The sequence below is a fragment of the Oceanospirillum beijerinckii DSM 7166 genome (assembly GCF_000422425.1).
Classification (GTDB): Bacteria; Pseudomonadota; Gammaproteobacteria; order Pseudomonadales; family Halomonadaceae; genus Oceanospirillum; species Oceanospirillum beijerinckii.
The window spans coordinates 95,911-122,888 of record NZ_KE383828.1; the positions used below are offsets into that span (position 1 = coordinate 95,911).

Annotated in this window: 20 protein-coding genes; 4 read left to right on the plus strand and 16 right to left on the minus strand. The window is 45.6% G+C overall.

From position 1 onward, the window contains the following. Window positions 1–64: 64 nt before the first annotated feature. Window positions 65–697, minus strand: a complete 633-nt coding sequence (locus H579_RS0119125; protein WP_157834666.1) for a hypothetical protein — start codon at window positions 695–697, stop codon at window positions 65–67. Between the two features lie 296 nt (window positions 698–993). On the opposite strand from H579_RS0119125, the gene H579_RS0119130 reads away from it, so the two are divergent. Next, window positions 994–1,914: a DMT family transporter gene (locus H579_RS0119130; protein ID WP_028301990.1), complete on the plus strand. Its 921-nt coding sequence runs from the start codon at window positions 994–996 to the stop codon at window positions 1,912–1,914. A gap of 173 nt (window positions 1,915–2,087) precedes the next feature. Further along, on the plus strand, window positions 2,088–3,149 hold the full coding sequence (locus H579_RS0119135; protein ID WP_211224757.1) for a hypothetical protein: 1,062 nt from the start codon (window positions 2,088–2,090) through the stop codon (window positions 3,147–3,149). Between the two features lie 118 nt (window positions 3,150–3,267). Here H579_RS0119135 and H579_RS0119140 read toward each other — a convergent pair whose 3' ends face one another. Then, complete coding sequence (locus tag H579_RS0119140) at window positions 3,268–4,485, minus strand: MFS transporter (RefSeq protein WP_051227941.1); 1,218 nt, start codon at window positions 4,483–4,485, stop codon at window positions 3,268–3,270. 119 nt (window positions 4,486–4,604) lie between these two features. Here H579_RS0119140 and soxR point away from each other — a divergent pair, with 119 nt between their 5' ends. Together soxR and H579_RS0119150 are read left to right on the plus strand one after the other, a co-directional pair. Further along, window positions 4,605–5,111, plus strand: a complete 507-nt coding sequence (soxR, locus tag H579_RS0119145) for a redox-sensitive transcriptional activator SoxR (protein ID WP_084624236.1) — start codon at window positions 4,605–4,607, stop codon at window positions 5,109–5,111. A gap of 99 nt (window positions 5,112–5,210) precedes the next feature. Beyond that, complete coding sequence (locus tag H579_RS0119150; protein ID WP_028301994.1) at window positions 5,211–5,726, plus strand: deoxycytidylate deaminase; 516 nt, start codon at window positions 5,211–5,213, stop codon at window positions 5,724–5,726. Between the two features lie 18 nt (window positions 5,727–5,744). On the opposite strand, the gene H579_RS0119155 is transcribed toward H579_RS0119150, so the two are convergent. From H579_RS0119155 to H579_RS28165, 14 genes are all read right to left on the minus strand, one after another. Beyond that, window positions 5,745–6,833 carry a protein-glutamate methylesterase/protein-glutamine glutaminase gene (locus tag H579_RS0119155; protein ID WP_028301995.1) on the minus strand — a complete coding sequence of 363 codons (1,089 nt, stop codon included), beginning with the start codon at window positions 6,831–6,833 and terminating at the stop codon, window positions 5,745–5,747. Window positions 6,834–7,007: 174 nt separating this feature from the next. Next, on the minus strand, window positions 7,008–7,610 hold the full coding sequence (locus H579_RS0119160; RefSeq protein ID WP_028301996.1) for a chemotaxis protein CheD: 603 nt from the start codon (window positions 7,608–7,610) through the stop codon (window positions 7,008–7,010). Beyond that, complete coding sequence (locus H579_RS0119165) at window positions 7,607–8,470, minus strand: CheR family methyltransferase (protein ID WP_084624237.1); 864 nt, start codon at window positions 8,468–8,470, stop codon at window positions 7,607–7,609. The genes H579_RS0119160 and H579_RS0119165 overlap by 4 nt, the downstream gene beginning before the upstream one ends. 119 nt (window positions 8,471–8,589) lie before the next feature. Further along, complete coding sequence (locus tag H579_RS0119175) at window positions 8,590–9,147, minus strand: chemotaxis protein CheW (protein ID WP_211224758.1); 558 nt, start codon at window positions 9,145–9,147, stop codon at window positions 8,590–8,592. Window positions 9,148–9,176: 29 nt separating this feature from the next. Beyond that, entirely contained in the window at window positions 9,177–11,393 is a 2,217-nt protein-coding gene (locus tag H579_RS0119180; RefSeq protein ID WP_028301999.1) for a chemotaxis protein CheA, read from the minus strand. After that, window positions 11,393–11,719, minus strand: coding sequence for an STAS domain-containing protein (locus H579_RS0119185; RefSeq protein ID WP_028302000.1), 327 nt, complete (start codon window positions 11,717–11,719; stop codon window positions 11,393–11,395). The genes H579_RS0119180 and H579_RS0119185 overlap by 1 nt, the downstream gene beginning before the upstream one ends. A gap of 101 nt (window positions 11,720–11,820) precedes the next feature. Continuing rightward, a complete protein-coding gene (locus H579_RS0119190; protein ID WP_028302001.1) occupies window positions 11,821–12,189 on the minus strand; it encodes a response regulator in 369 nt (122 codons plus the stop codon). 114 nt (window positions 12,190–12,303) lie between these two features. Further along, entirely contained in the window at window positions 12,304–13,470 is a 1,167-nt protein-coding gene (locus H579_RS0119195) for a methyl-accepting chemotaxis protein (RefSeq protein WP_028302002.1), read from the minus strand. 88 nt (window positions 13,471–13,558) lie between these two features. Then, entirely contained in the window at window positions 13,559–14,089 is a 531-nt protein-coding gene (locus H579_RS0119200; protein WP_028302003.1) for a chemotaxis protein CheW, read from the minus strand. 66 nt (window positions 14,090–14,155) lie between these two features. Further along, on the minus strand, window positions 14,156–16,102 hold the full coding sequence (locus H579_RS0119205; RefSeq protein WP_028302004.1) for a methyl-accepting chemotaxis protein: 1,947 nt from the start codon (window positions 16,100–16,102) through the stop codon (window positions 14,156–14,158). Between the two features lie 150 nt (window positions 16,103–16,252). Beyond that, window positions 16,253–18,379, minus strand: a complete 2,127-nt coding sequence (locus H579_RS28160) for a HAMP domain-containing methyl-accepting chemotaxis protein (protein ID WP_051227944.1) — start codon at window positions 18,377–18,379, stop codon at window positions 16,253–16,255. Window positions 18,380–18,628: 249 nt separating this feature from the next. Further along, the gene (gene pbpC, locus H579_RS26645) at window positions 18,629–21,034 is read right to left on the minus strand and encodes a penicillin-binding protein 1C (protein ID WP_051227946.1); all 2,406 of its coding nucleotides are present in this window, start codon (window positions 21,032–21,034) and stop codon (window positions 18,629–18,631) included. 58 nt (window positions 21,035–21,092) lie between these two features. After that, window positions 21,093–26,078, minus strand: a complete 4,986-nt coding sequence (locus H579_RS0119220; protein WP_028302005.1) for an alpha-2-macroglobulin family protein — start codon at window positions 26,076–26,078, stop codon at window positions 21,093–21,095. A gap of 87 nt (window positions 26,079–26,165) precedes the next feature. Further along, window positions 26,166–26,927 carry a substrate-binding periplasmic protein gene (locus tag H579_RS28165; protein ID WP_051227949.1) on the minus strand — a complete coding sequence of 254 codons (762 nt, stop codon included), beginning with the start codon at window positions 26,925–26,927 and terminating at the stop codon, window positions 26,166–26,168. Window positions 26,928–26,978: the final 51 nt, after the last annotated feature.

The window sequence follows — 26,978 nt, forward strand, 5'->3', positions numbered from 1 at the left end:
ATTTACCCGAACAGCTAATCGAGACTGTTCACTCTATCGGTATCTGCTACTTTCTGGTGCAATATTAGCTATGCCAATTGGTACAACGGGCTTGCTCTGATCGGTAGTTATCAGGCGTATCTATCTCACCATGACGACGACGGCGCTCACTTACCATAGGTTTATGTAATTGGGCCATCTTTTGACCGAGAAGCTGTTTTAGCCGTTTATTGGTCTCTTTCGGTGAGCGTGTATACAAGGGCCCAATACTATTGGCATACTGCTTAAGTTGTTGAAGAATTCTTGGCGCATGGTAATCCATAGCGTCGTGATTAATTCGAACATGCAGGTTTTCATGGCGCAGAATGGAGTCATACTCGCAAGTCCCTCTCAGGTATTTGCGGTTCACATAGACTTTCATCTCTTTGTATCCAAGACCCAGTTGAATTTTATCCAGCATCACGCAATAGCCGCCATTCCCCAGGTCGATAGCCCGGACCGAGAGACGCAGGCTGTATTCTTCCTTCGTCTTGGTTAAGCCCGCTTGCTCCCAATTAGCTCCCGGTAAAGGCTTGCGGTTCTGAGTTAAGCTTCTGATCTGATTGGCACTTAATCTATGGTTGTAGCTGACAGGCGCTGAGTGCATTTTCAGCTCAACATCAACCTGTGCGCCAGACTCAGGGCATTGGCGTTGTTGTGCCCACGTCAGACTACTCATCAGGGATAAACCGAGGGTAACAACGAAACAGCTAAGGGACTTGGAATTAAGCAAATCAACCTCTTTTAAGTGGGTCAAACGGATAACGTTATGGCAGTACTGGGCCATATTCTCATGTCTATCTGGTCAATCTTTTATCTCCAACCCAGATTTAGTGCAGTGCAGTGCAGTGCATTGAAAAGACTTACGGCTGAACAAAGCTTGCTCTGAAACCTTCTATGCTTCTGGCCCGGAGGGGTATACTGACAACCCTGCATTCCGGGGTTAAACATCTTACAATGAAACAGGAGAGCTCTGTGAAAAAAACTTCCATCAACCCCGCACTTGTGGGCTATCTTTGTGCTTTAGCCGCCACTATTATCTGGTCTGGTAATTTTATCGTTGCCAGAGGGTTGATGGATACGATACCACCTATCGCATTAGCCTATTGGCGCTGGCTGGTCGCCATCACCTGTTTTCTACCTTTTGCATTAAAGCCAACCATTAAAGATTGGGCGATCATTCAAAGCCACCTTCCCTATCTTATGGTCTGTGCTTTACTTGGCGTTACCGCATTTAATACGCTGATCTATATCGCAAGCCATAGTACAACAGCGATCAATCTCTCTCTGATTGCTATTACATTCCCTATTTTCGTGATCATCCTGGCGCGCATCTTCCTGACAGAAGTGTTAAGCATGAACAAAATTCTGGGTATTATCCTGGTGATTTTTGGGGTCTTATTGCTGGTAAGTAAAGGTCAGCTTGATAACCTGTTGGCACTGACCCTGGCCAAGGGAGATATCTGGATGTTACTCGCTTCTATTTGTTTTGCCGGGTACAGTATTCTAGTCAAATATAAACCTCAGGGACTGAGCAGCATAGCGTTCCAGTTTTCGACTTTTTTATTAGGTATGTTGCTCCTGTTACCTTTCTATTTATGGGAAGCCCAGACTCACTCCTTTAGCATTACCCAAATGACAAGCTCAGGCCTCAGTGCCATTTTCTATGTCGGCTTTATGGCATCACTGGTTGCCTTTATCGTCTGGGGTCAGGCCATAGAAAAAATAGGGCCAACCCAGTCCTCAGTAACCTACTACACCTTACCTGTGTTTAGTGGTCTGGCTGCATTCCTGTTTTTGGGTGAACAAATCACAATGCTGCACTTCTTCAGTATGATTTTAATTATTGCAGGTGTTTTAATCGCAGCCCTGAGAAAGAAGCAGAGTCGTAATTAACGAAAATAGAGTCCAGGCCTGCACTAAACTCATCCGCAAAACTACCTGAAGATAGGTCAAATACCGCTTAGTCGAGAAAAAGCTTTAAAATCAGATAGTAATTTATAGATTTTCGCGAATATTCCGGTATCCTAGCGCCTTTTTTGCAGGAATCTCTTCTCCTGCAGCTCACTATGGTCAGAGATAGCTATTCCGAAATGTTATACAACGACAAGTTACCCGTTCGATATCCCAAATCAACATTTGCTATGGTGGTTGTTTATTTCCTAACCAGTGCCTCAGTGCTGACCTCCATTTTCTTTTCTTTATTGCTGTTTTTATCCATCGATGATGATTGGGTGATGATGGCACTGTTTGGCAGCCTGGCGATCATCTTTGAGCTGGGTAAGTTTTTTGCGTGGTATGAGTTCGGCGAACGTCGCTCCAGAAAAAACTTTGGTGGTGCCCTCTCGGCATTGGTGTTTTACGGCATTCTGGCGGCCATCTCTATTGGCGGCTCCGTCGGTGGTATCAATAGTGCTACCAATAAAGCGCAAAATCATGTCAATGTACAGCAGGCTAAAGTGAATGCGTTCAATCACCAGATTGAAACCATTGAACAACAGATTCAGCTGAACAATGAAGCGGCGAAAAAATATATTGAGATGAGCCGTATCGCCGTAGGTTTAAAACGCATCCAGAGTGAAAATGAACAGCTGCGCCTGAAGCAGCAAAAGCTGGCCCAGGAGCGGGATAGCCTCCCCGTGGTAAGCCAGGGTTCAGTACTGGGGTTGATCGACAGTCTGGCCAGAGCGCTGAATATTGATACTCAATCTGCCAGGCTGGGACTGGTGGTTTTCCTGTCTGTACTACTGGACTTCTTTGCTGCATTCTTTATTGGCCTGATTGGTGAGGAATATCGCTTCCGCCAGGGTTTTCGTCAGGTAAAACCCATTACCATCGATAACGATGATGAGCAGGATGCACCGAAACTGCTGACCCATCAGGTTGTTGTAGATGATAATGTGGAAGATGCTGTTGAAGTAGAAGACGTTATTGAACCGCCAAGCCTTTATCAGCAAGCAATTGATGCACTGGAAAATAATAAAGTCAGTTGTACCAAGAAAGCCCTGACTTCTTTCCTTAAGATTGACAGCGAAGAAACGGATGCCCTATTCAAGCGTTTTATGGATGAAGGTTTAGTGAGCCAGAAAGCCAATAAGCACTACTGCTGGCATGGTTTAAAAGTGGATTAACCCCACCAGGTTCTAACGTGTTTACACTGTGAAACGATAGATCAAACAAGAATGCGGCTTTTAAGGCCGCATTCTTGTTTTCAGTCACTATCAGCTTCCAGGTTCAGGTCTTCTCAGGTCAATCATTACAGCGCAGTGGCTCCTGTACCGCAATATCTGATGCTGTAATATAGCGCTGCATGCTGATCCCCGCGCAAAACATCACTATTGCGATCACAGCAAACCCCCACTCTGTAATCTGCCAGTGAGCCAAAAAGGCGATAACGACATAGCCTAAACTCTGTGACAAAGTAGAAAACATCTTCAAGCCGCCATCAATTCTGCCCCTTTCATTGGTGTCAATCACCAGGTTCATCTTATTAATCCGGGCAATACGGTTCAGTGCATTAAAGAATCCTATCAGTAATGTCATCACAACCAGAACCCAGGGTAGAGGTGCGAGCGTCATAATAGACAGCACAAAGGCGATGGTAAAAATAGCAGATAGCATTAATTTCTCATGGGAAAACCGGGTCATTAACATCACTACAGCCAAACCACACATCATGGCACCAAAGCCATAACTTGATTTCCACAATGCAAACCACTCGCCACTGAAACCTTTATCAGCCAGAAAAATAGGGACCAACTTCACCAGATACATCAACACGGGATATGATAAGCATGACATCGCCAAAAATAGCATAAGTTTGGGCTGTCTCAGAAAGAGGGTCTTACTCTCGGTTAACTGCTTAATAAACCTTCTTTGATGATAATGACGAAGCTTCCTGCGATAAGGCATAAGAGCATAGCTTATTGCCCCCATTGAAGCGGCCAGACAGGCAAATAGTGCAAAATAGTGTATCGGCCAAAGTTCAAGTAGAAACACACCCAGGGCACCTGAAAGAAGCATTACGCCCTGCATCAATACTTCCTGATAACTACTGATTCTGGGATATTCCTCTTCAACAAAGTTTTCCTGAATAAATGCTCCGGTACAGTTCCAGGCGAGATCAACAGTCACCCAATAGATCAGCTGAGCACTTGCCATCATCAGAGTCGACACTTCCCCATCGAGACTAGCTAGCATCAGCAAGAGTGCCGTTAAGGCTTGAGCAAGCTGAACACAGACCAATACATATTTTCGGGAAAAGCGATCAATAGCAGTAGAAAAGATCGGAGTTAATAAAAATGACGCCAAAGTACAGACCAGGGCAATAAGTGCAACTAAGGTGGCGTTATCGCCTTGCTTTAGCATCAACCAAGGCAAAGCCATCATGAACAGTCCCGTAGAGACACCTTCGAAAAAAAGCCCAGTTAATAGCCGGTAAACCCGAGCATCCTGCAAGAAAAACATAGTCAAGCTCCTGTTAAATAAAGTACAGGAAGTCACTTTAAAACCTCAGGTTAACTTGAGGTCAAGCAGGGAATATGAGAAATTTATCGTTACTGACTGAAAGGCTGAAGGATAGAAATATGGTCGCCAGAAATAAACCTGACAATAGAGAAAAAGAGGCAAAAGCCGTAAAAAAGATCAAGCCTCAATCCTCTCTGTCTGTCGGTGCTGTAGCAGAAAGATCCGGGGTTAAAGTTTCTACTCTGCACTTTTACGAAGAAAAGGGCTTAATCACCAGCTGGCGTAATAACGGCAATCAACGACGTTACAACCGAGGCGTTCTGCGACGGGTAGCCGTAATTAAGACAGCACAGAAACTGGGCTTTACATTAGAAGAGATAAAGGCCGTATTAAAAGAGCTTCCAACCAATAAGGCTCCAAACAAAGCGGATTGGCAGAAAATATCCGCCAGTTGGCGCAGCAGTATTGATGAGAGAATCCGGCAACTGACTCAGATGCGTGATGAACTTGATCAGTGTATCGGCTGCGGCTGTCTGTCATTGGAATATTGTCCGATCCGAAATCCAGATGATGTGTTACAAACAGAGGGCACTGGCGCAGTACTCTGGCCTGGTACAAAAGAATGATTAGTATTGTAATTACTTGATCATAAAAAGGTTTTACGCTAAAAACTAAAGCCATCTATCGCTTTCTATCGAACACAGGAATTATCGGCAGGCTCCGTTATGAAAAAAGAATCCTATCTCTCCTGGCCCAGCTATTTTATGTCCATTGCAGTACTGTCAGCTTTTCGTTCCAAGGACGCCAAAACCCAAAACGGGGCCTGTATTGCGGATAAGAACAATAAAGTGATCGGTATTGGCTACAATGGCCTTCCCACTGGCTGTGACGATAATGATCCCGATTTTTGGGCTGATAACGATGATGATGTACTGCAATCAAAACATACCTACGTCGTTCACGCTGAACAGAATGCCATCTACAACTGCATGCTTAATGACTTCGAAGGTTCTACCATTTACGCAACCCAATTTCCCTGCCACTCCTGTGCGCAGGCCATTATTCAGGTTGGTATCTCAAAAGTGGTTTACCTGCGAAGAAAGGAAGGTGACAACCATGAGAAATATTTTCAGGCCGTGTGCAAAATGTTTGATCAGGCTGGCGTCTATTACCAGCAGATTGAAGATATCGAGGGCTTCGATCAGCAGTTCCTGGATGGTATTGTGAATTTAGCGCCTTAGCCGCAGGCCCATAAACCACTACGAGTAGGCCTTCATAATAATCTCAGGAATCAGCTGCAACGGAACAATCTGATCTACAGCACCTAGTTTAACCGCTTCTTTAGGCATCCCATAAACTACACAGGTCTTCTCATCCTGAGCGAAGGTTTGGCTTCCGGCATTGTGCATCTCTTTCAGTCCACGGGCGCCATCATCCCCCATTCCGGTCATAATAATACCCACTGCATTGGGGCCAGCAGATTGTGCAACTGAGCGGAATAGCACATCAACAGATGGCCGGTGACGACTTACCAAAGGACCGTCTTTGATCTCTACGCGATATTGAGCGCCACTACGTCGCAGCAACATATGTTTACCACCGTTAGCAATCAGTACCTGACCAGGTATTACCCTATCGTTATTTTCCGCTTCTTTTACATTAACCCGACACAAACGATCCAGACGCTCTGAAAAAGCGGCGGTGAATTGCTCCGGCATATGCTGAACGACCACAATACCTGGTGCATGACTGGGCAGCTGAGTTAAAACAGCCTCAAGAGCCTGTGTGCCGCCTGTAGATGTGCCTATAGCAATGATACGGTCAGTCGTCTCAAAAAACTGTTTTGGTGCTTTAGACGCCATAATAATCGCATCTGCTGTTAACTTGGGAGCAGGTTTAGTGGGATGTTCTGTCCTGACTTTTGCCAGCCCTGTATTTACAGCCTGCATACGGGCAGCCGCAGCGGCTTTAATTGCATTGATCAGCTGCGCTTTGCTCTCCTCCAAAAAAACTTTTAGCCCCTCTTTGGGCTTGGTGATGATCTCTACCGCACCAGCAGACATCGCCTCCATCGTCACCTGAGCACCTTTGCCCGCAAGCGTAGAGCAAATTACTACGGGGGTTGGCCGTTCCGACATAATTTTCTTCAGAAAGGTAATACCATCCATTCGGGGCATCTCGATATCAAGAATAATAACATCGGGCCACTGAACCGCCATTTTTTTCATGGCAAAGATAGGATCAGGTGCCACAGCCATCACTTCAATGGCGGGATTATCACTCAATTGACGTGTTAACACCTGTCTGACAACTGCTGAGTCGTCCACTATAAGAACTTTGATGGTCACCCGTTTAACACCCGATCTGAATTTTATTTACCAAACAGCTCACAGTTTTTTAAAAAATTGTGTTGCGCATTCGCATACAGGTTTTCGATATTTAGATTTTATTTCATCCCCGGCACTGGCAGGAGTGGATAGAAATATTCATGTTGGCGTGTTTATATTGCATCTGAAATACTTTTACCAGAACTGTATCGAATTCTCCTTCTTCTTTCTTTCCTGTTCGGATATCTCATGCTGGTAAAAACGTCGCTCTTCTTTAGCGAGGCCTTGTGCTTCTGATTGCCCGATACGTTTCATATAGACTGAAAAATCATTAGCCGCAAAGTGAATGATACGGCCAAAGTTACCCCCAAGATTGGAGCTAACCAAGGGAATCTTTTCATTGCTCAAGAATTCCGTAATAAAGCGGCAATTCACATCACCAATGGCAAAATGACTATCGCCTTGATTCACGCCCATCAGTACATTACTGCCACCAAATGCTTTAGCCTTTAACAGATGCCGATTGGCCCCTTTACGCTGCATGGCATTGATCAACAGTTCCGTGGCATGAATACCATACCGCCCCGCCTCTGATGCAATCAAGGGTATATCTCTACTATAACGCTTATTCGCCAGTAGAAAATGGTTCATACCGACAATATGATTCACCGGGTCCCAAAGGCAAGCAGACACACAGGAACCCAGTAACGTTGAAATAATTATATCTTCATCACTGACATAGTATTCACCGGGATCAATAATGAAACGCTTCTTTCCAGCATGACTGGCCAATCTCATAGTACTTTCCGGTAAATGGATGGCTTCAGCATAGTAACGCTATTGCTAATGCCATGCAGTGTCTCTGAATGGCTGACAAACAGCAATCCCCCAGGCCTGAGATGATTTAACAGCTGATTGATTACCTTCACCTTGCCCTGATTGTCAAAATAGATCATGACATTACGAATAAAAATAACATCGAATAATCCAATATCAGGCAAAGCCTCCATTAAATTAATTTGATGAAAGTAACAGCGAGAACGCAATGACCTGTCAATTAAAAACATCCCTTCTTGAGAACGAACACCTTTGAGGCAGTACTTATGCAATAATGCCTGAGGCATTTTTCCTGTTCTAGCCAGGGGATATATACCCCGGCGGCAACTCTGTAATACCTTAGAACTGATATCAGAGCCATGAACCTCCCAGGGGCTTTGACCCATAATATCTGCCAGCAGCATTGCCAGACTGTAGACCTCTTCACCAGAAGAGCAAGCGGCACTCCAGACTCTCAGACTGTGCGAGGATTTATATTCACTCAGCTGTTCTCGCAAAAAATCAAAATGTTGCGGTTCACGAAAGAAGTAGGTTTCGTTAGTGGTTAACAGATCCACCATAACCTGAAACTCTTCTGGGTATTTATTCGACTGTATTAATCGGTAATACTGGCTAAAATTTTTGAGAGAATAATGGGCGACTCGTTTTGCCAAACGGCCAGCCACCAATGTTTTCTTTTCCGGCGACATGGCAATACCTGCCACATCATAGATCAGAGCTCTAAACCGATTAAACTCCCCCTCAGAGATGGGTTCTATAGCACCATAACCTGTTGACTGCATGGAAGCTGGCACTGTTGAAGATAGAGATGACTCAGACATGCTGAAAACTCAGTTTCAAACTCTGGAAACCTTCCAAAATACGCCTCTTGGTATTACCTTTGATGCCAATGGGACACCCTGGCTGTAAAAGGGAGGTGCGATCTGTCAAATTGATCTCACTAAAGGGTGGTTGCTGAGCTCTGGTGCATCCTCTTCAGCTGCTCCAGGTTGGTGATCTGCTCATTGGATAAGATATTTTCAATATCAAGCAGGACAAAAAATAATTCATCAACCCGTCCCATTGCTTTGATAAAACGGGTATCGATACCATCTCCCATGGCAGGGGCAGGTTGGATATGGTCCTGCGAAATTTCTACAATTTCATTCACTGAATCCACCAGCATACCCACAACCTGGTACTGGTTATCACTCAGCGGAGTTTCAACCAGTACGATGCAACTACGTTTATCCAACTCACTTCTGCCTCGCTCCATGCGCGCAGCCAAGTCGATAACAGGCACAACAGCACCACGTAGGTTGATCACACCACGAATAAATTCGGGCATCATAGGAACGTCGGTCATCTCACTGACTTCAATAATTTCATTAACATCCAGGATGCCAACGGCAAAAGTCTCCCCTGCAATCAGAAAGGTCAGATATTGAGCGTTGCTCTCATCATGACTCTCCTTGGTTTCTTCATATTCAATATTGTATCCCGTAATCAGTTCAGCCACAGAGATGCTCCTCATATTGATTTGAAAAATCAGGCATGATCCACCAGCCCTTGTTTATGGCCACCTCTTTGACTGGCTAAACCAATGACACCCTGCACATCCAGAATCAGGGCAATATCACCACTGCCCAGCACAGTAGCACCACTGATGCCTTTTAATCCCTGGAACAACTTGCCCAATGGTTTAATTACCGTTTGCAGCTCTCCAAACAGTTGATCGACGACCAAACCTGCCTTAGTACGACCAAAACGCACCACAACTAAACTCTCTCTTCGGTCAGAGTGATCGCCAACTTCATCGTCGGGCACATCAAAAAACTCCCTTAGGCGGAGGAAAGGCATTACATCGCCGCGCAGGTTTACGTAACTGCGTTGTTCATCCAGTTGATGATTATCTATCTCCACGCACTCTTCCACCATACTCAGAGGAATCACATAGCGCTCACCGGAAACCCCAACCATAAAGCCATCAATAATTGCCAGAGTCAGTGGTAGATGAATGGTCACCACAGTGCCTTTATCAACACTGCTATCGACCTCAACCGTGCCCCGCAGGGCATCAATATTCCGCCGTACCACGTCCATTCCCACTCCCCGACCAGATAAATTACTGGCTTGGGTTTTGGTACTCAGGCCCGGTTCAAAAATCAAGCGCAGCGTTTCACGATGACTCAATACCTGATCCGGTTTAACCAGGCCGATCGCTTCTGCTTTGGCCCTGATTTTTTCCACATTAAGACCGGCTCCGTCATCGGCAATCTGAATCACAATATGACCGGAATCATGCAATGCATTTAAGCGCAACACCCCCTGAGCCGGCTTCCCCTTGGCCAAACGTTCTTCCGGTGATTCGATCCCGTGATCCAATGAGTTTCTTACCAGGTGAGTCAGAGGGTCATTAATCTTCTCGACAACGGTTTTATCCAGCTCTGCTTCGCCCCCGGTAATGACCAGCTTGATATCTTTATTCAGCTCCTTACTGACATCCCGTACTACGCGGCGAAAACGAGAGAAGGTATCCCCAATCTGTACCATACGTAATTGCAGGGCGTGATCACGAATATCTTCTACCAGATTATCCACTCCCGCGACCACTTCCTGGGCTTCCTGAATCTCGTATTTATCTACCATCAATTTAACGGCAGCATTGGAGATCACCAGCTCGCCTACCAAGTTGATCAGCTGGCCCAGACGATTGGCGTCAACCCGGATATACTGTGCATCACGGGACGCTTTTTCCCGGTTGTCTTCCTGTTTTTTCAGTGCTTTTTCAACCACCGGCTTAGCAACCACATTGCGCTCAACCAGAATTTCACCCAGAGGTTTAACCTTCTGCTCTGGATTAGCTACCGCCTCATCAATGATAGCTTCCTGCTCGTTCAGCGCACCTTCCAGTTCCTGTTGGGTTACCGCTCCGATACCCACCAGAATATCACCCAAGCGCTGCACGCTCTCAGGCTCAACATCTTCCAGTAATTCCAGATAGGTTATCTGCTTGGAGTGCGGTGGCAGGATACGAATATCACAATCATCAACTGCGAACTCAAATACCGACTCAATCTCATCCTTATTTGAGTCACTGTGCAACGCGATACGAAACGACAGGTAACAGGTCTCGGGGTCCATCTCATTAGCCGCTGGCATATCATGGGTAAAGGTGATGATGTTAACGATCTCACCTAAACGCTGCAGGTACCGAATAAATGACAGAGGATCTAAGCCATTACGCAGTGCATCCTGTTTAAAGTCCAGTGCGATAACCCAGTTATCATTGGGGGTGGCTTTTTGAGGCTCTGCCTCAATAGGACTACTAGCACCTGCTACCGAAGGTGTGGCCCCTTTAACACTGTTGTTCTCACTGCCTTCACCGGTCAGACGTGCCAAAATTTCACAGCCGTTCTCTAACAGCTCTGCCGGCACGTTGTCTTCATTATCGGATGCCACCGTCTGAACCAGATTCGCGGTATGATCCTTACACTCCAGCAACAGCGCCACCAGATCAGAATCGACGCTGCGATTGCCGCTACGTACCTGATCCATCACCGTTTCAACAGGATGAGTAAAGGACACGATAAAATCGTAGCCAAAGATACCAGCAGCCCCTTTGATGGTATGCATAGCACGAAATACGCTATTCAGATGCTCCTCATCATCGGGAGCCTCCTCCATCGCCAACAAAGCATCTTCCATCTGTTGCAGTAGCTCCTCGGACTCCTGCAAAAAGGTGAGCTTCATATCATCAACCATTATTGAGCCTCTCCTGCAGGAAGAACGATCGGATCACCGAAGTGAGCCACCAGATCTAAAATCTCTAAAACATCGATCACTGCCTGACTGTGTTTGACAAAACGCAGCTCTTTCTTGAGCTTTTGTTCCTCACTTTTCAGCAGTAGCATAAGTTGTAAACCTGCACTGTCCATCTCACTGACATCTTGCAGAGAAATTTCCAGTTCATCACAACGAGTCAGCTGATCCATTAGATCAGTTTTCATGGCAGCAGCCGTGTAAATGGTCATTTCATCTTTGACAACCACTCGGCATACACCGTTATTATTCTCGACGTCTATGCTCATGGGGCAGATTGTCTCCTGCAGGTTTACGGTTGATGACGTTGTTAAAAACATGGCGCGTTTTTTAAACGCAGACATGTTTAAGTAACTGATTAAGATAACCGTTAAGGTAAAACCAGTTTGGCCACTGCATCCAGCATCTGAGGTGGCTGAAAGGGTTTAACCACCCAGGCTTTTGCACCTGCCGCCTTGCCCTCTGCCATCTTGTCTCTACCCGCTTCTGTAGTCAGCATAATCACTGGGGTAAACTTATATTTCGGGCTGGCCTTAACCTGCTTTAGAAAAGTAATACCATCCATATTAGGCATATTGACATCACTGATGATCAGGTGAATTTTTTGCCCCGTCATTTTTGCCAAAGCATCTTTACCATCACAGGCTTCGATCACATCGTACCCCGCCCCTTTCAGGGCGATGCTAACAACCTGCCTGATAGACATGGAATCATCAACAACCAGAATTGTCTTTGCCATTATTAAAACCTACTCTAAAACATGAAATGGAATACGGTGCTTTGCTCTGTTAATACTGAACACAAAGCACAATCAAACCGGAGTGATCCACTACACCGAGCACTCAAGCCAATACTAGAAAAAGTTAATTGAGCCACCTGCCGCAGATTCGTTATCAACCTGCGTATCTTTGGGATTATGCTGACGGTGTTCTTCTACGGTGGTGTAGTTTGTTTTCATCTGCGCCAACACACCATTCACATCAATCGTCATCGAGTGATCTTCACTGGCCTGACGTAACTGTACGGAAAGACTGTCCATACTGGTCAGTACCTGAGATAAAATCTGACTTACTCTATCCTGAAACTGAAGTTCAACCAGGACCTGCTCGATCTGTTGTTGAATCTGCTGATTGACCTGCAATAAGCTTTCGCCTTCTGTAATCAACTCACGGGCAAGATTCTCCAGATGCTCAATAACCTCATTGATGTAGGACTCACCTTGATCCAAGGTTTCATCTTCCTGGTCTCTTGCTTTGTTGGCAGACTCCAGGATATTACCCATTACAGCTTTTACTTCACTAACCTTATGAGCGATCTGCTCACCAGTACCACCGGATTGGGAAGAGAGTTCACGCACTTCCTGAGCAACCACGGCAAAACCTCTACCAGCATCACCGGCACGGGCTGCTTCAATTGCAGCATTTAATGCCAACATATTGGTCTGTTCCGCAATATTGGCAACAGCCAGTGCCATCTGATCAAGGTCATTAGTGAAGCCCTGTAATGACTCGATCTTGTCAAATAGCTTATCAGTGGCTGCATCGTAATCTTTCAGACGATTGAAAAACGTTGTCAGCATCTTCTTATCATGGGCAAAGCCTTCGCCATTGTCCGTCTGCTGATGAGCCAGTGCCACGTTACGAGTATCGACAATTAGGGTGACTAAGTGGCTGAAACGCGCACTTAACTCATTAATCGCACCTTCTGACAAGTCACGACTACTAATCAGGTGCCTTTGCCAAACAGGAACTATTTGCTCCCAGACCTGACGATGCTGGTCTTCTACGCGGCTATTCACCTGACTTTGCTGCTGCAACTCTTTTAGCTCAATTTCAATCTCTCTGTTACGCGTACTAATCTGTTTTAACTTGTTATAAAACATCAAGCCTATGACAGCCCCTGCAACCGCCCATAGCACCGCAAAATAAGGGATATAGGCGTCAAAAAAAACCGCTCCAGCCCCGAGCAGTACTGCAATGATAAAGGGCGTCACCAAATAAACCTTCAATTCGCCGTCCATTTTTGCTCCCGTTTTTTCTGGCTAGATATCAAGTACATACACACAATAAAGCCTAAAGTGATAATCCGTTTAAGGCCTTTTAACTGTCTTACGACAAATTATCCAAGGCCAGGTGTTGCTGAACCTTCGTTGCGGAAAGATCGTCAATTGAAAATACTCTGGCGATATTTAATAAGATGATAAATTCATCATGATAACGCGCCATCTTATCAATGAATTCGTTATCAATATCAGTACCAAAGTCTGGGGCTTTTTGCAGATCGGTTTCTGGAATTTCCAGAATTTCATTAACCATATCCACCAACATCCCCATGGTTTGATACTCCTCTTCAACCTTAACCTGCACCAATACAATACAGCTGCGTTTACTTAACACAGAAGGCTGGTCTGCCAAACGTGAGCGTAAATCAATCACTGGCACGACATTGCCCCTTAAATTGATGACGCCACGGATGCAGTCCAACGTCATTGGAATACGGGTCATACTGCCGACTTCGATAATCTCTTTGACATCAAGGATTCCAATAGCCATCAGCTCACCTAATACAGTAAAAGTGAGGTACTGCAGTGTTTCTTCACTTTCAACTGAGCCAGGTTGTCCAGCAACTATATTGCCCATTTAGCACTCCAAAATCTTTCCACACTCAAATTTTATTTGCTAAGCATGAGTACAAAGAACTTTGTTTCAGAAACGCTCAAAGTCACTATCATCAAAAGCAGAGTCCACTTTAGCTTTAGATAAGGGTTTGAAAGGTTGTGTGTTCACTGCCTGATCAGCCTTTTTCCCAGCTTGATGGCCACTTTCTTTGACCCTGAAAAAGGCGACTGCTTGCTGTAGTGATTCTGCCTGAGCATTCAACTCTTCAGATGTAGCCGCAAGCTCTTCGGAAGAAGCCGCACTTTGTTGCGTTGTTTGATCCAGCTGCAACATAGCACTATTAATCTGCCCCACACCTGAGGACTGCTCATCAGAAGCTGCCGCGATCTCCTGGACCAAATCCGCAGTTTTACTAATACTAGGCACAATCTCATCCAGCAACTTACCCGCTTCCTCGGCAATTGAGACGCTGTTAGTCGCTAGCTCATTAATTTCCTGTGCGGTAATTCGGCTGTTTTCAGCCAATTTTCGTACTTCCGCCGCAACAACTGTAAAGCCTTTGCCATGCTCACCGGCCCGGGCTGCTTCAATGGCAGCGTTAAGCGATAGCAGGTTAGTCTTGTAAGCAATATCTTCAATTAAACCGATCTTATCTGCGATATCCTTCATGGCATGAACTGTTCTTGTCACGGCTTCTCCGCCCTTTTTAGCCTCAGATGCGGCTGTGGTCGCCATGCTATCGGTTATACGTGCATTTTCTGAGTTTTGCTGAACAGAAGCGTTTAACTGTTCTACAGATGCTGTTGTTTCTTCTACACTGGCCGCTTGCTCAGTTGCCCCCTGACTCAGGCTTTGTGCTGTTGCACTCACTTGCTGTGAAGCGCTGACTAAGGCATCCGCGTTGTTACGAACCTGATCAATAATATCACTCAGACGCTCCGCCATATCCTTCATAGCGGCATAAACCCCAGTAGGGTTCTGGTTGTTAAACTCAAAAGCCAGATTTCCGTCTGCAATCTCTCTGGCGATACTTTCCATCTCCCTAGGTTCACCACCCAGAGGCCGTTTAATCACACGTACTAAGATTATTGAGAGAAGGATGCTGAAGAAGACCGCAGCGATTGACACCCAAATCACGATTGAAATCGTAGTTTCATTATCTTTCTTGACCTGAGGCCCTAACAGGTCCTGATCCGCTTGAACAGAAAGTTTAACCTCTTCGCTGGCATCAGATACTCGGGGGCCAACTTGATCAAGCTCATCTGCAATGATTCTGTTTCTCTCTATGACAATTTGATTAATATCATCAAATGCCTTGGCATAAACCTCTTTAGCTAGAAGAAATTGCTCCAATAAGCGGCGACGTTCAGGATTTTGTAATTGTCCATCCAGTTTATCAATACGCTGAGACAGTGCTCCATCTAACTCCTGATGTGCTCGGTCTGCGTCAGCTTGAATATTGGAGGTCAGATATTTCGCCACATAAAGACGGGCTAACAGAAGAGATTCCTGAGCTTGTCCCGCCAGAAATGCAGCCTCCGGATCTTCATCCTGATAAGCCGATTCCATAATACGGGTCATAGCCTGACGCATTGCCAAGCCGTTTGGATCAAGCTGCTCGTAAACAACTTTATTTCTTCGCTCCATCAGCGCAACAATCTTTCCAAACGCCAGGTTATATTGCTCCATTGAGCCTAAAACCAGATCAACCTTCTCTGCTCTCTCAGGCTTTTGAATCTCTTTGTCCGCTTGAGCTACCAAATCTTCAAGTAAAGAGAAACGCTCCTTAAGCGCAGCAATAGTCTGCTCATTGTGTTCCAGGATATAGTCTTTTGCATAAAGCTGAACCATAAGCATGTTGGCCTGAACTCGCCCAGCCAGGTTGGCATCCCGGGCAAGTTCACGATAGCTATCAAAACCAGTAATCGCTTTTGATTGGCCAAAGTAAGCGGTAACCGATACACCGACCAACATCAACATTACCAACGCATAGCCTAAGCTCACCTGAGTGCTTAATCTTAAGTTTTTGAACATAAAAACAGTCTCCCTTATCGCAGTGCTGTTTACATTAGCTTATTGGATACATTGTTTCAGCCTAAGCCATGTGTACTTTAAATAGCCGCACCAAACCTTGGCCTTGCAATAAGGTTCAGCATTAAGCCTCTATGCGCTATCAAGTATTATTTAAAAACGCTCAAAGTCCTTCTCATCATATAGACTATCTTCCACAGAGCTTTTATTGGCTAGTGAAGAAGGTCGTTGAGATTTTGAAATCTCGTGGACTTCGTTGCCTAAGTCGTCTTCTTTGTCCTTGTTCTGCTGCTTTTTATAAGACAATGGCTCGCTGATCGCCTTTGATGACTCATTCAACTTGAAAAAAGCAACAGCTTGTTGTAATGCTTCTGCCTGAGCACTCAGTTCTTCTGATGTTGCAGCCAACTCTTCTGAAGAAGCTGCATTTTGCTGGGTTGTTTTATCCAGTTGGTACATAGCATCATTGATTTGCGCCACACCTGAGGATTGCTCATCAGAGGCCGCTGCAATCTCCTGTACCAAATCCGCTGTTTTACTGATACTCGGTACAATCGCTTCCAACAGATGCCCTGCTTCTTCTGCAATAGAAACACTGTTTGAAGCCAGTTTATTAATCTCTTGGGCCGTCACACGGCTATTTTCAGCTAACTTTCGTACTTCAGCGGCCACAACGGTAAAGCCTTTACCATGCTCACCAGCACGGGCTGCTTCAATGGCTGCATTTAACGACAGTAGATTCGTTTTATAGGCAATATCTTCAATCAGGCTAATCTTATCAGCGATCTCTTTCATCGCTTTCACAGTGCGACCTACTGCCTCTCCACCCTCTTTTGCTTCAGAGGAGGCCTGTGTTGCCATACTGTCAGTAATTCGTGCATTTTCTGCATTTTGCTGCACAGAAGCATTCAACTGCTCAATAGATGCCGTGGTTTCTTCTACACTAGCCGCTTGTTCAGTGGAGGATTGACTCATGCTCTGAGAGGTTGCACTCACCTCTTTAGACGCACTGGCCAAAGAATCAGCACCGGATCGTACTTCACCTACGATCTGGCTTAACTGATTTTGCATATCCTGCAAGGCATTAAGAACCTGACCTGTTTCATCTTTGCCACCTACAGGAATTTTAGTGGTCAAATTACCCTGAGCGATGCTCTTACACGCATTAACGGCTTGTTGTAATGGATTTGAAATGCCTCGGGCAACCAGAACAGCAATGGCGATACCAATTAGTGCAGCAGCGGAGAACAATGCCAGCAAAGTATTAATAGCAGTACTGGCGGTACTGGCAGCGTTATCGTTAAATTCAACAGCCTTGTTGTCAGCAAAATCACGAATTTCGGTCAGGGCATTGTTCAACTTAGCCAGATGAGGTGCACCTTCGACACGGGTAATCTCTCCTGGGTTTGCAGCCACCTGAGCCAAACGCATCTTAATCACTTTATCCCGGATCTGTTTCCAATCAACAAATAAGGTACGAGCTTGATTGATCTGGGCTTTATCACCCAGAAAACGTTCGTTGAGCAGTTCAAACTTTTTAATCGTTTCTTCTGATCGCTGTGCAACCAACTTTGCTATACGTTCAACCTCTTCTGGTGAGCCTGCGACTGAAAGATCTTTCATATCTTTAAGAATTGTCATGGCATCTGCCTTAATGGACACGGCAGTAGTCGCGACAGCAAACGGGTGCTTGTAGAACTTTTCTACTAAGCCGCTGGTATCAATACCAAACTCACTACTTTGTGAGCTTAGGTAAAATTCATGAGCCTTTCCATTAGCGAACTCAATCAGAGTATCGAGACTTTTAAATATTTTTGCGACATGAGGAGCACCTTCAACACGGGTGACCTCATTGGCATCGTTTTCCAGCTGGATTCGACGTTGGGTAATGACTTTGTCACGAATGGGAGCCCAATCTTCAAAGAGCTGCTTCGCTTGATTGATTTTACTTTTATCACCCAGAAAACGTTCATCAAGCAGGGCAAACTGCTGATAAGCACTTTGAGCGTATCCATCTACCTTCTTAACATTTTCATCAATCTGCTCCAGAGAGTTCACCATGGCAATATCTTTCATACTGCGATGAATCGCCACCAGACTGGTTTGAATCTCGCGAATACTGGTTCCCACGGCCAGAGGGTGCATATAAAGTTTCGAGGTCAGATTGGCCAGAGTAGATGAGGTATCAACTGCCTTTAGTCCCCCCACCACCATCAAAACGATGACTATACCAAAGCCAATACTCAGTTTTTTTGCGGTTGAAAGGTTTCTCCAAGACATATTGATCTCACAGCAATTTAGTAGGAATTAAAATACATCATTCTTATTTAGTATGCCGAGAAAAAGGCAATTGATCAATTATTAATCAGAGTAATTTCACTTTGTTTTCAGTAAGATGCAATTAGAATTTGTTTAATTTCAGCACTTGGATATTTTTGCACCAATTAAAAAACATTAAGCAAAAAAACCTCTCTTATCTCAGCTTTATTATCCTGTTTTCCATTGAAACCATTGAAACAGGACTCCCACTTAATCTTGTTTGTAGACATAGAATGGAAGTCTTATCATCCATCCATCCTGACCAATAACCAGCAATTCATTATGCTCAGGTGTTTCCAGGGATAGCTTCAGTTTTATTTGGCTAGCATTTCCAGCAATACGATTGCCATTTAGATACCAGTGCCGTGCGACAAAGCCCTGTTCCAGCTTAACAGGTACAACTAGGCTATCTTTTTTAAGCAGAAAAACCTGTCCTGGCTTCACGCCTGACAAGTGAATATCACGTTTATCATTTAGATAAGAGAGGCATTGCCCTGCCCACTCCGGTAGGCGTGTTAGTACTTTCTTATCAGACGGCAGCCATGGTGCAAGAAAATCAGGCCATAGCGATACCTCTGCTTTTTCAACCTCCCCCTGTAAACAAGCCCGATTAACTCTAAGCCCGGTATTCTGATCCAGTAAAATAGTATGACTCGGATCATAAAACAGTTGCTCAGGGTTGAGATCCAAAGTCCTTGGAGTGACACCCCGGATAGTCAGTGCCAGAAAAGATTGGTCACACTGTCTTACAACGGCTTCTGAACGACCATCAGGCCAGCAAATAACATGCTCCTGAATCCCTTCCGGTTGTTTGACTGGACTTACTCTTGGACTAATCGCGCGAAACAGATCAAATAAAATCGGACCGGAGGTGTTATAACCCGTACGCCCCTTAGTCATAGGTCTTCCATCGGCACGCCCAACCCAGACACCAATAGTATAGTTCTGAGAGACCCCTATAGCCCAAGCGTCCCTATGCCCCCAGCTGGTACCGGTTTTCCAACCTATTTGACCAGACAAACGTCTTGCCGCATCTACACCCGCTGATGTAGGAATTCTCACTGCCCGTAAGGTGTCCCAAGTAATCCATGCCGCTTGAGGGCTCAAGAGATGGCGGAACTGATGCGTTTGTTTCGCATCAGATAAGTGATGCACCCAATCGGACCGATCATCTTTTGTATTCCTGCTATTGTCTTTACCGGAGTCAGCCTCAGATAAACTAAATTTAAGCTCAGGGACTTTACCTTGATTAGCCAGGCTGGCGTATAAACGCACCAAATGCTCCAGCTGAATGCCTGCCCCCCCTAAAATCATAGCAGGGTTCCCTTCTCCACCAGGCACACTCAGATCAATACCACTACTCAATAGTCGATTCATAAAGTTTTGTGCACCATATGCCTCTATGAGCTGCACAAACGGCAGGTTTAGTGATAACTGCAACGCTTGGCTGGCACTGACAGGGCCTGAAAAGTGACGATTGAAGTTCTCAGGTTGATAATGCTGACTGACAAATGGCACATCAGCTAGCAGAGACTGGCTGTGAATCAAGGATTTATCCAAGGCCAAGCCATATAAAAATGGCTTCAGTGAAGAACCTGGCGACCGAACTGCCTGCACCATATCAACTTGTCCCTGCCGCTCTTTTGCCAGGAAGTCTGCAGATCCCGCATAAGCCAATACATTATGATTACGGTTATCGATCACCAAAGCTGCCGCCGAGACTTCCCTACCCATTACAGAAGCACCATACGCCAAACGGCTCTCTACCTGCAGCTGTAACTGCTGATCCAGTGTTGAGTAATGCACACTGGTTTCAGGCGTTGCTTTATAAAGGCGATAAGCCAAGTGAGGGGCAACCAAAGGATTATCCATTGGCCGAATATCTACAGGCTCCTGCTTTGCTCGCAGTACTTTCGGTTTATCCCACACACCCTGTTCTGATAATCGGTCCAGCACTTTATTCCTGGCTTCTTCCGCGCGTTGAGGATAACGATCAGGACGATAGCGTGATGGTGCTTGGGGTAAAACAGCCATTAAAGCTGCCTCTGCAGGACGTAAGCGGTGAGCTGGTTTACTTAGGTAATGGAAACTGGCTGCCTGAATCCCCTCCAACACGCCACCAAATGGGGCATAATTCAGGTACAGTTCAAGAATTTGCACTTTGCTTAACTGCTGTTCTAGCTGTAAAGCCCGGAACATCTGCCAGAGTTTGCCTGCAACACTGCGTGAGTGAGGGTCAAGAATACGCGCGACCTGCATAGTCAACGTAGAACCGCCGGAGATTACCCGACCATGACGCACAAACTGTCCCAATGCTCTCAGTAAGCTGAGTGGATTAATACCGGGATGCTGATAGAAAAATCGATCCTCATAGGCAAGTAATGCCTGTAAATAATCATCAGATACTTGATCAACGGATACCCGATGACGCCAGATACCCTCTTGGTCAGCAAAATAGCGTAATGGCTGCCCGTGACGATCAAGCACCACTGAAGCAGGTTGTCGGTCACTACCAGGCAGAGTCAATGGCCAAAGCTTGTCGGCAGCGGAAAATAATAACGCTGGCAGAAGCGTTATTACCACCATAACTGCCAGCGTTTTCTTCAGTGTGTTCAAGATGTTCCGTACTTAACCTAACCAGGCGTCAAAGTGCCTGGGTTCTGGATTAACCGTATCAAGGGATAATATTAATCATTGGCAATCCGACACCCTGGCCACGAATATCAGGCTGATACATGGATTCAGCAAGAACCGGGGGGACCCGATACTGCCCAGGCGTTACCACTCGGGACAGATAATACAGATCAGCCTCTTCTCCTTTATAAAGCTGTAACACAGCGGCATAACGATCATCCAGATAAGCCTCATAGTCCAGTTGCGCTCGAGTCTGTACTGTCTGACCTTCCAAGGTAATACCTTCCAGCTTAATCGCGTGCTTGAGCTGTTGGTTCTCCAGCTCAAGTCCCGCTGGCAACAACGCCGAGACAAGTAGATCGGTCAGGTCTTTATGGCTGCGCAGATTGACATGTGTCAGAACCAAATCACCAGATTGAAGTTGATCCTGCTCCGCCAAAGGTAAGGCTTGATTATTTTCCACTTTAAAGTAGTTGGCACGTACCGCAATCCCCTGATCGAAAGACTGCGGTTCTCCCTCAGGCAAAGCCGTCCAGTTATAGGACGCGTACAGCACATCGGTGTGTTGGTTATTCTCATGCTGACTGTCATTAGTTCTGTAGATGAAGCGGGTATCCTTTAGCTGTGCCCTGTCCAAAGCAACTATTCGTTCTTTCCTGGCTTGCAATAAAGTTAACTGATCCGATTGTGCCAAAGTACCTTGCCAGGCTTTAGCCGAGCGCTTTTCCAACTGAATCGCCAGGCGTAATAATGCACTATGCTCCTGAGTGCTCAAATAGCGGGCCTGCTGAACCTGAATCACCAAATTTCGTAGTTTTTTCTCCAGTAAAGCTCTGCTGTCCTTATCGAGATATTTAACGGCTCCCTCTTCAAAGATCAGGGCCGAGGTCAGCGCTTCATCTCTAATTTTGGAACCATAGTCACCGGAATAGTGCTCTCGCTCCTGTGACAGAGCCTGAACAATCAGATCACTCCCCTCCGCTTGTTGACCGGTATAAATCAGAGCATAACCTGCCAATACTCCGGCAAGAGCACCGTTACCGTAGCTCAAATGATCCTTAATCAAACCACGGACTTTACCCAAGGAGATACGCCCCTCTTTTGCCAAGACATAAGCAGCATACAGTCGATATGCTGAGTCGTAATAGGCATTGCGGCGAGATGAATGATAGCTATAAGCATAGTTTTCAACCCGTTTTAATGCCGTATCCAAGAGGCCATCAGGTAATAGATAGCCTTCTTTCTTGAGTCTTAACATCAAGTCAGTAGTGTGCACGGTCAACCAATGCTGCTCTGGAGATTGCTGATACCAGAGACCAAAGCCCCCATTTTCATGCTGTAGCTCCGCCAAACGGGTCATCGCGGCCTTAAAAGCGGAATAATCGTTTTGATATAACAGTGTACTGGCTTTACTGGTGGTCTGTTCCAGACAGGCATAAGAATAGTTCTGTAAAAAATCCAGATGGCGCTGCTTATCTAATCCCAGAACGTTACTGACTCGAAGCTGAGCCTGGACACTGTCAGGCTGGAAGCCTTTCAGCTGATCAGCTGGAAAGGCAAGGCCTTGACCATCGTCCAAAGCCTGCATAAAAGAGTGATAAACAGCAGGTACGGCACTACGTACCGACACGGACCAGTGACGTTGTAGCATGCGTTTGTTTAACTCAGAATCAGGGGAAACGGGATCGTTCAGCGTGATCTCAGCCTGAATATGGCCTTGTCCGATAGAATTAGCGGTAACAGATACAGGTACAATATGACGTTTACCCGGCATCAGGCGAACTTTCACAACCTGTTTTATCGCTTTTGTTTCTTGGGATACTTCACTTTCTTGGGGTTCCTTGGTTGCTTGTGAGGATATTGAAACGGCTTCTAAGGCAGTTGTTGAAATAGCTCCGGAAACACTCAATGCGACGTCAATCTCTAACGCCTGCTCACTGGTATTCGTCAGCTCAAACGTCAACTGACTCTGATCACCTTTAGCCAGAAAACGGGGACGGGCCAGATCGGCGACAACCGGTGAAACCACTTTCACTGATTGCTGTTCTAAACCAAATGAATGACCGGCAAAAGCTGTTGCCATCAAGGTGACTTCACCATCAAACACGGGGAGATTAAAACCCAGCTTTGCACTGCCATTTACTACTTTAACAGGCTCATTAAAAAGGCTCAGTAATTTGACATCTACGTCAGGCCGCTGCCCTCCACGAGCCAGCAAACCATCACCACCCCAGCGCACACCTGCTGCCTTATATAACGTTTGCTCGGCGACGTCAGCATACATGTCACGCCAGTTGGCTCCATAGCTTCTCGGCGAATAGAAGAACTCAAATGGATCCGGCATAGCATAACCGGTAACACTTAAAATCCCGGAATCAACGACTGCCAGACTGATCCAGGCCTCGCCGTTAAAAGCATTGCCATCATTATCTGTCACGGTAACCTGAAGCGTGTTTTCACTTTCCGGTATCAGACGTTCAGGCAGATCCATAACCATATTCAGTTGTCGCGCTGAGCGATCCAGAGGTAAATGGGCAAAACCTGCACTGCGTTTTCTGAACTTATCATTATCATCTGTTGGCGCTATAACAAAGGCACTGATATAGGCATCATGCCGATCCAGGTTCTCCGGAACTTTAAAGGTAAACGTCGCTTTCTTATCTTTTAGCGTGACCTCTTGAGAGAATAACACCCGGTCAGTTTCCAATAGAATTAATGCCCGTCCTTCTGTTGGGGCATTTAAACGCACTGTCACCTCATCACCAGGAAGATAAGCATCCTTATTCAACGCAAGATTAACTCTATCCGGGCGTGCTAACTGATCACTGGCCATCCACTCGTTAAACCAGGACTCACCGGCCTGAAACGGATAAACTGTCCGGGTACCTGATATCTGATCCACCAGTTCTAAACGATATTTACCCCACTCTACTGGAAGAGTCACTCGGGCAGGCTCATTTTCAGATAGAGCGACTTGTTGTTCTGCAATCTGATATTCATTGCGCTCTACTTCATGGAACCACCCCCGCTGCTGGGTATAACTCCAGAAATGGTTCTCCTCGATACGATGTAGCTCTAATTGGATTGAGCCACTGCCCAGAGATTCACCTTGAGCGTTCGCCCGAATAAGGTCAAAGAAGACTTCACTGTTTTTAGCAGAGATATGATTATCAAAACCCGGTTTCACACCTGCAAAGCTTTCGGCTGGCCAATAAAGAGCATAGGTAGCACGATTAATCGCCCTGCCCCCTTGTTCAAACAAACTTAGGCTATAACTGAGTTTTAGCGGTGTATTGGCTTTAGACCAGGCATAGTCCTTCTCTGTCAGCTTTAATCCTGTTTTACCGTCATCATTCAAACGTTGCGCTTGAGGGAAAACCGTATGTAAAACCTCTTTGTCTGGCAGACCAAAATAGTAATCAGCCAATGACTCCAGCGGCTGATGCCAAGCCGTAATAGTAACCGTACTGTCCAGTTTATTGCCTGCGGCAGGTGCTCCGTACAGATATTCACCAGTAATTTGAAGTTCAGGTAACTGATTAGCAGAAAACAACGCTATATGATCTAAGCCACCTTCAACATCTAAACGTAATTTCTCCGGCAAAAAATCTTCTACCAGAAAATCGAACCATTGGATCTCTTGCTCAGACTCAGGGCTGGAAACCTCAAGCTGCCAGGTTCCACTGGGGGCATTATCAGCTAATTGATAATTCAGAGAGTAGTAGCCAGGAATACCCTGTTCAGACAGCATTTGTTCCGCAACTACATCGCCGTTAGGCTGGTGGACTTTTAGCTTGATATCACCGCCTAATAAACCGCCATCATGGGCGCGTTTTAACACTGCGCCAGAAAATAGTTCACCTGGACGGTAGATATTTCGAGGAGCCAATATCAGGTGTTCAACGGACTGATAGGACGTTTTATTAAGCTCAAAAGCCGAGAGATCAACCCAGGCTCTGTGGTATTGCAGCGCCGTAACCTGACCATTCTTCAGCGCCAATACCAACTGAGGCTCTTTATTCTCCGCCCACTGGCTTTGCCTGCTCCACAACCCCGAAGCATCGGTTATACCGGAATCCAGCAATTCACCGTTATAACCCAGCAAACGGATTTCAGTGTTCGCCAATGTCTGACCGGTCGCAATATTCTGGGCAATAAAATAAAGCTGTTGACTGAACTCTCGTACCTGAAGGCCTATTGATGACAGGGTAAACCAGGTTGAATCCTGAAACCTCAAACGACCGGCCTGACGAATCATAGCCAGATAGATCCCCTGTTGTTGAACGGCGGGGATATCCCGTAAAGGAATGTTATTCTTATAGCGCTGGTTACGTTTCTCTCCCAATTGCAGCTTCATACTGTAAACGTGTTCCAGAAAGGGCTCCATATTGGCACTGGAGTACCACTCCTCTTTCAGATATTGGTACTCGCTGAAAAATCGAGACATGGAATCAGACCTGACCCGATATAGCTCAAGGTCTGCTTCTGGCACATTAACAGACATCACGGGCAAAGCATCAACTTTCCCGGGCACCATCACGGCACCATTAACTTCAAAGTTGACTGTTGCAGGCATGGCGCGTGTTTTTAGTGTTTTCTCACTGGCTTCTGGTAGCCACTGCCCTTGATTCGCTAAAATCTGCTGATCTACTACAATCTGATAGCTTTTTTCTGGCTCAATACCGGTAAAAAACAGTGTGCGTCCGTCCTTACTTAAAACAGGATCAGGCAAGTGAGGTTGAATTTTAATCAAACTGGTAAACAGTTGTTCCGACTTAAGCGGCTGGCTGAATTTCACAGCGATAGCATTTACATCACCATACATCTGTTCAGAGATATCCAGCAACTTAAAGGGTAAATGGCTTTCATACCCGATTGATTCAGCAACTGTACTGCTGGACGTAGACTTGAAATTATTCTGAACCGGCTCTTTTTGAACGTCTTTTGATTGAGGTTCGTCTGAACAGGCTGATAGCAGAGCAAACATCACTAAACTGATCAGATAGCACAAGAGACGTTTGCACATAGTTATTCCCTTCCAAAATTGATTTCAGCCACAAGACACCACTGCACTCGATTTACGACACTAATGCCCGAGGTATAGAAAAATATGTCACTTTTGAGGTTTTGATGAATAGTATAGGTCGTACGCTTGATTCATTCTTTGAATATCGCCGTTGATAATCATCCTATTGAGCTCGGAATCAAACTGCTCGATAAAGCTGCCCAGATCTCGCTTTCTGGAAAAACCAAAATAGCCTTTATTGACAATAATTGGTGGCAAGATCATTTTAACCTGTTCTCTGATATTAAGTTTATCAATTACCCGATTGGCGGCCCTGGGGTGACTGGCGAAGAGCTCAATTCTATCAAATAGCAACATTCTAAAGCTGGCATCGATATTTTCCACTTCAAAGATATTGAGCTTAGGTTTGTATTGATCAAACTCCGAGCCAAAACTCCATCCTCGGGTCAGGCCTATCTTCTTACCTTGTAATGATGACAAATGCCCATCCCATTCAAAATCGCTCTCCTCTCGAACATAAAATGCCATTGGATCCTGGTAGAAGTGTGATTGCGTAAAAATCATAAACTTCTCCCGTTCTTCCGATTTATACGGGCCTATAAAGCCATCTGCTCTACCCGTTTCAATCATTCGTAAGGCTCTGCTAAAAGGATAGATTTCGATTTCTATCTGATGGCCTAGTTTTTGACCGATTACTTTGGCGATATCAGCACCTAAGCCTCGAATTTCGCCTTGCTGACTCTTTTCCAGAATAAGCGGGAAACTGGTACCGACAAAATAGTAGGTTTTAGCCAGAGTATCATTAGCCAGAAAGAGCGAAAAAAGTAACAGCGATGCTTTTATGTTCACCCTTCTACCACTCCGGCTCGTATCCTAATTAACAGGACGTTACTTATTCTG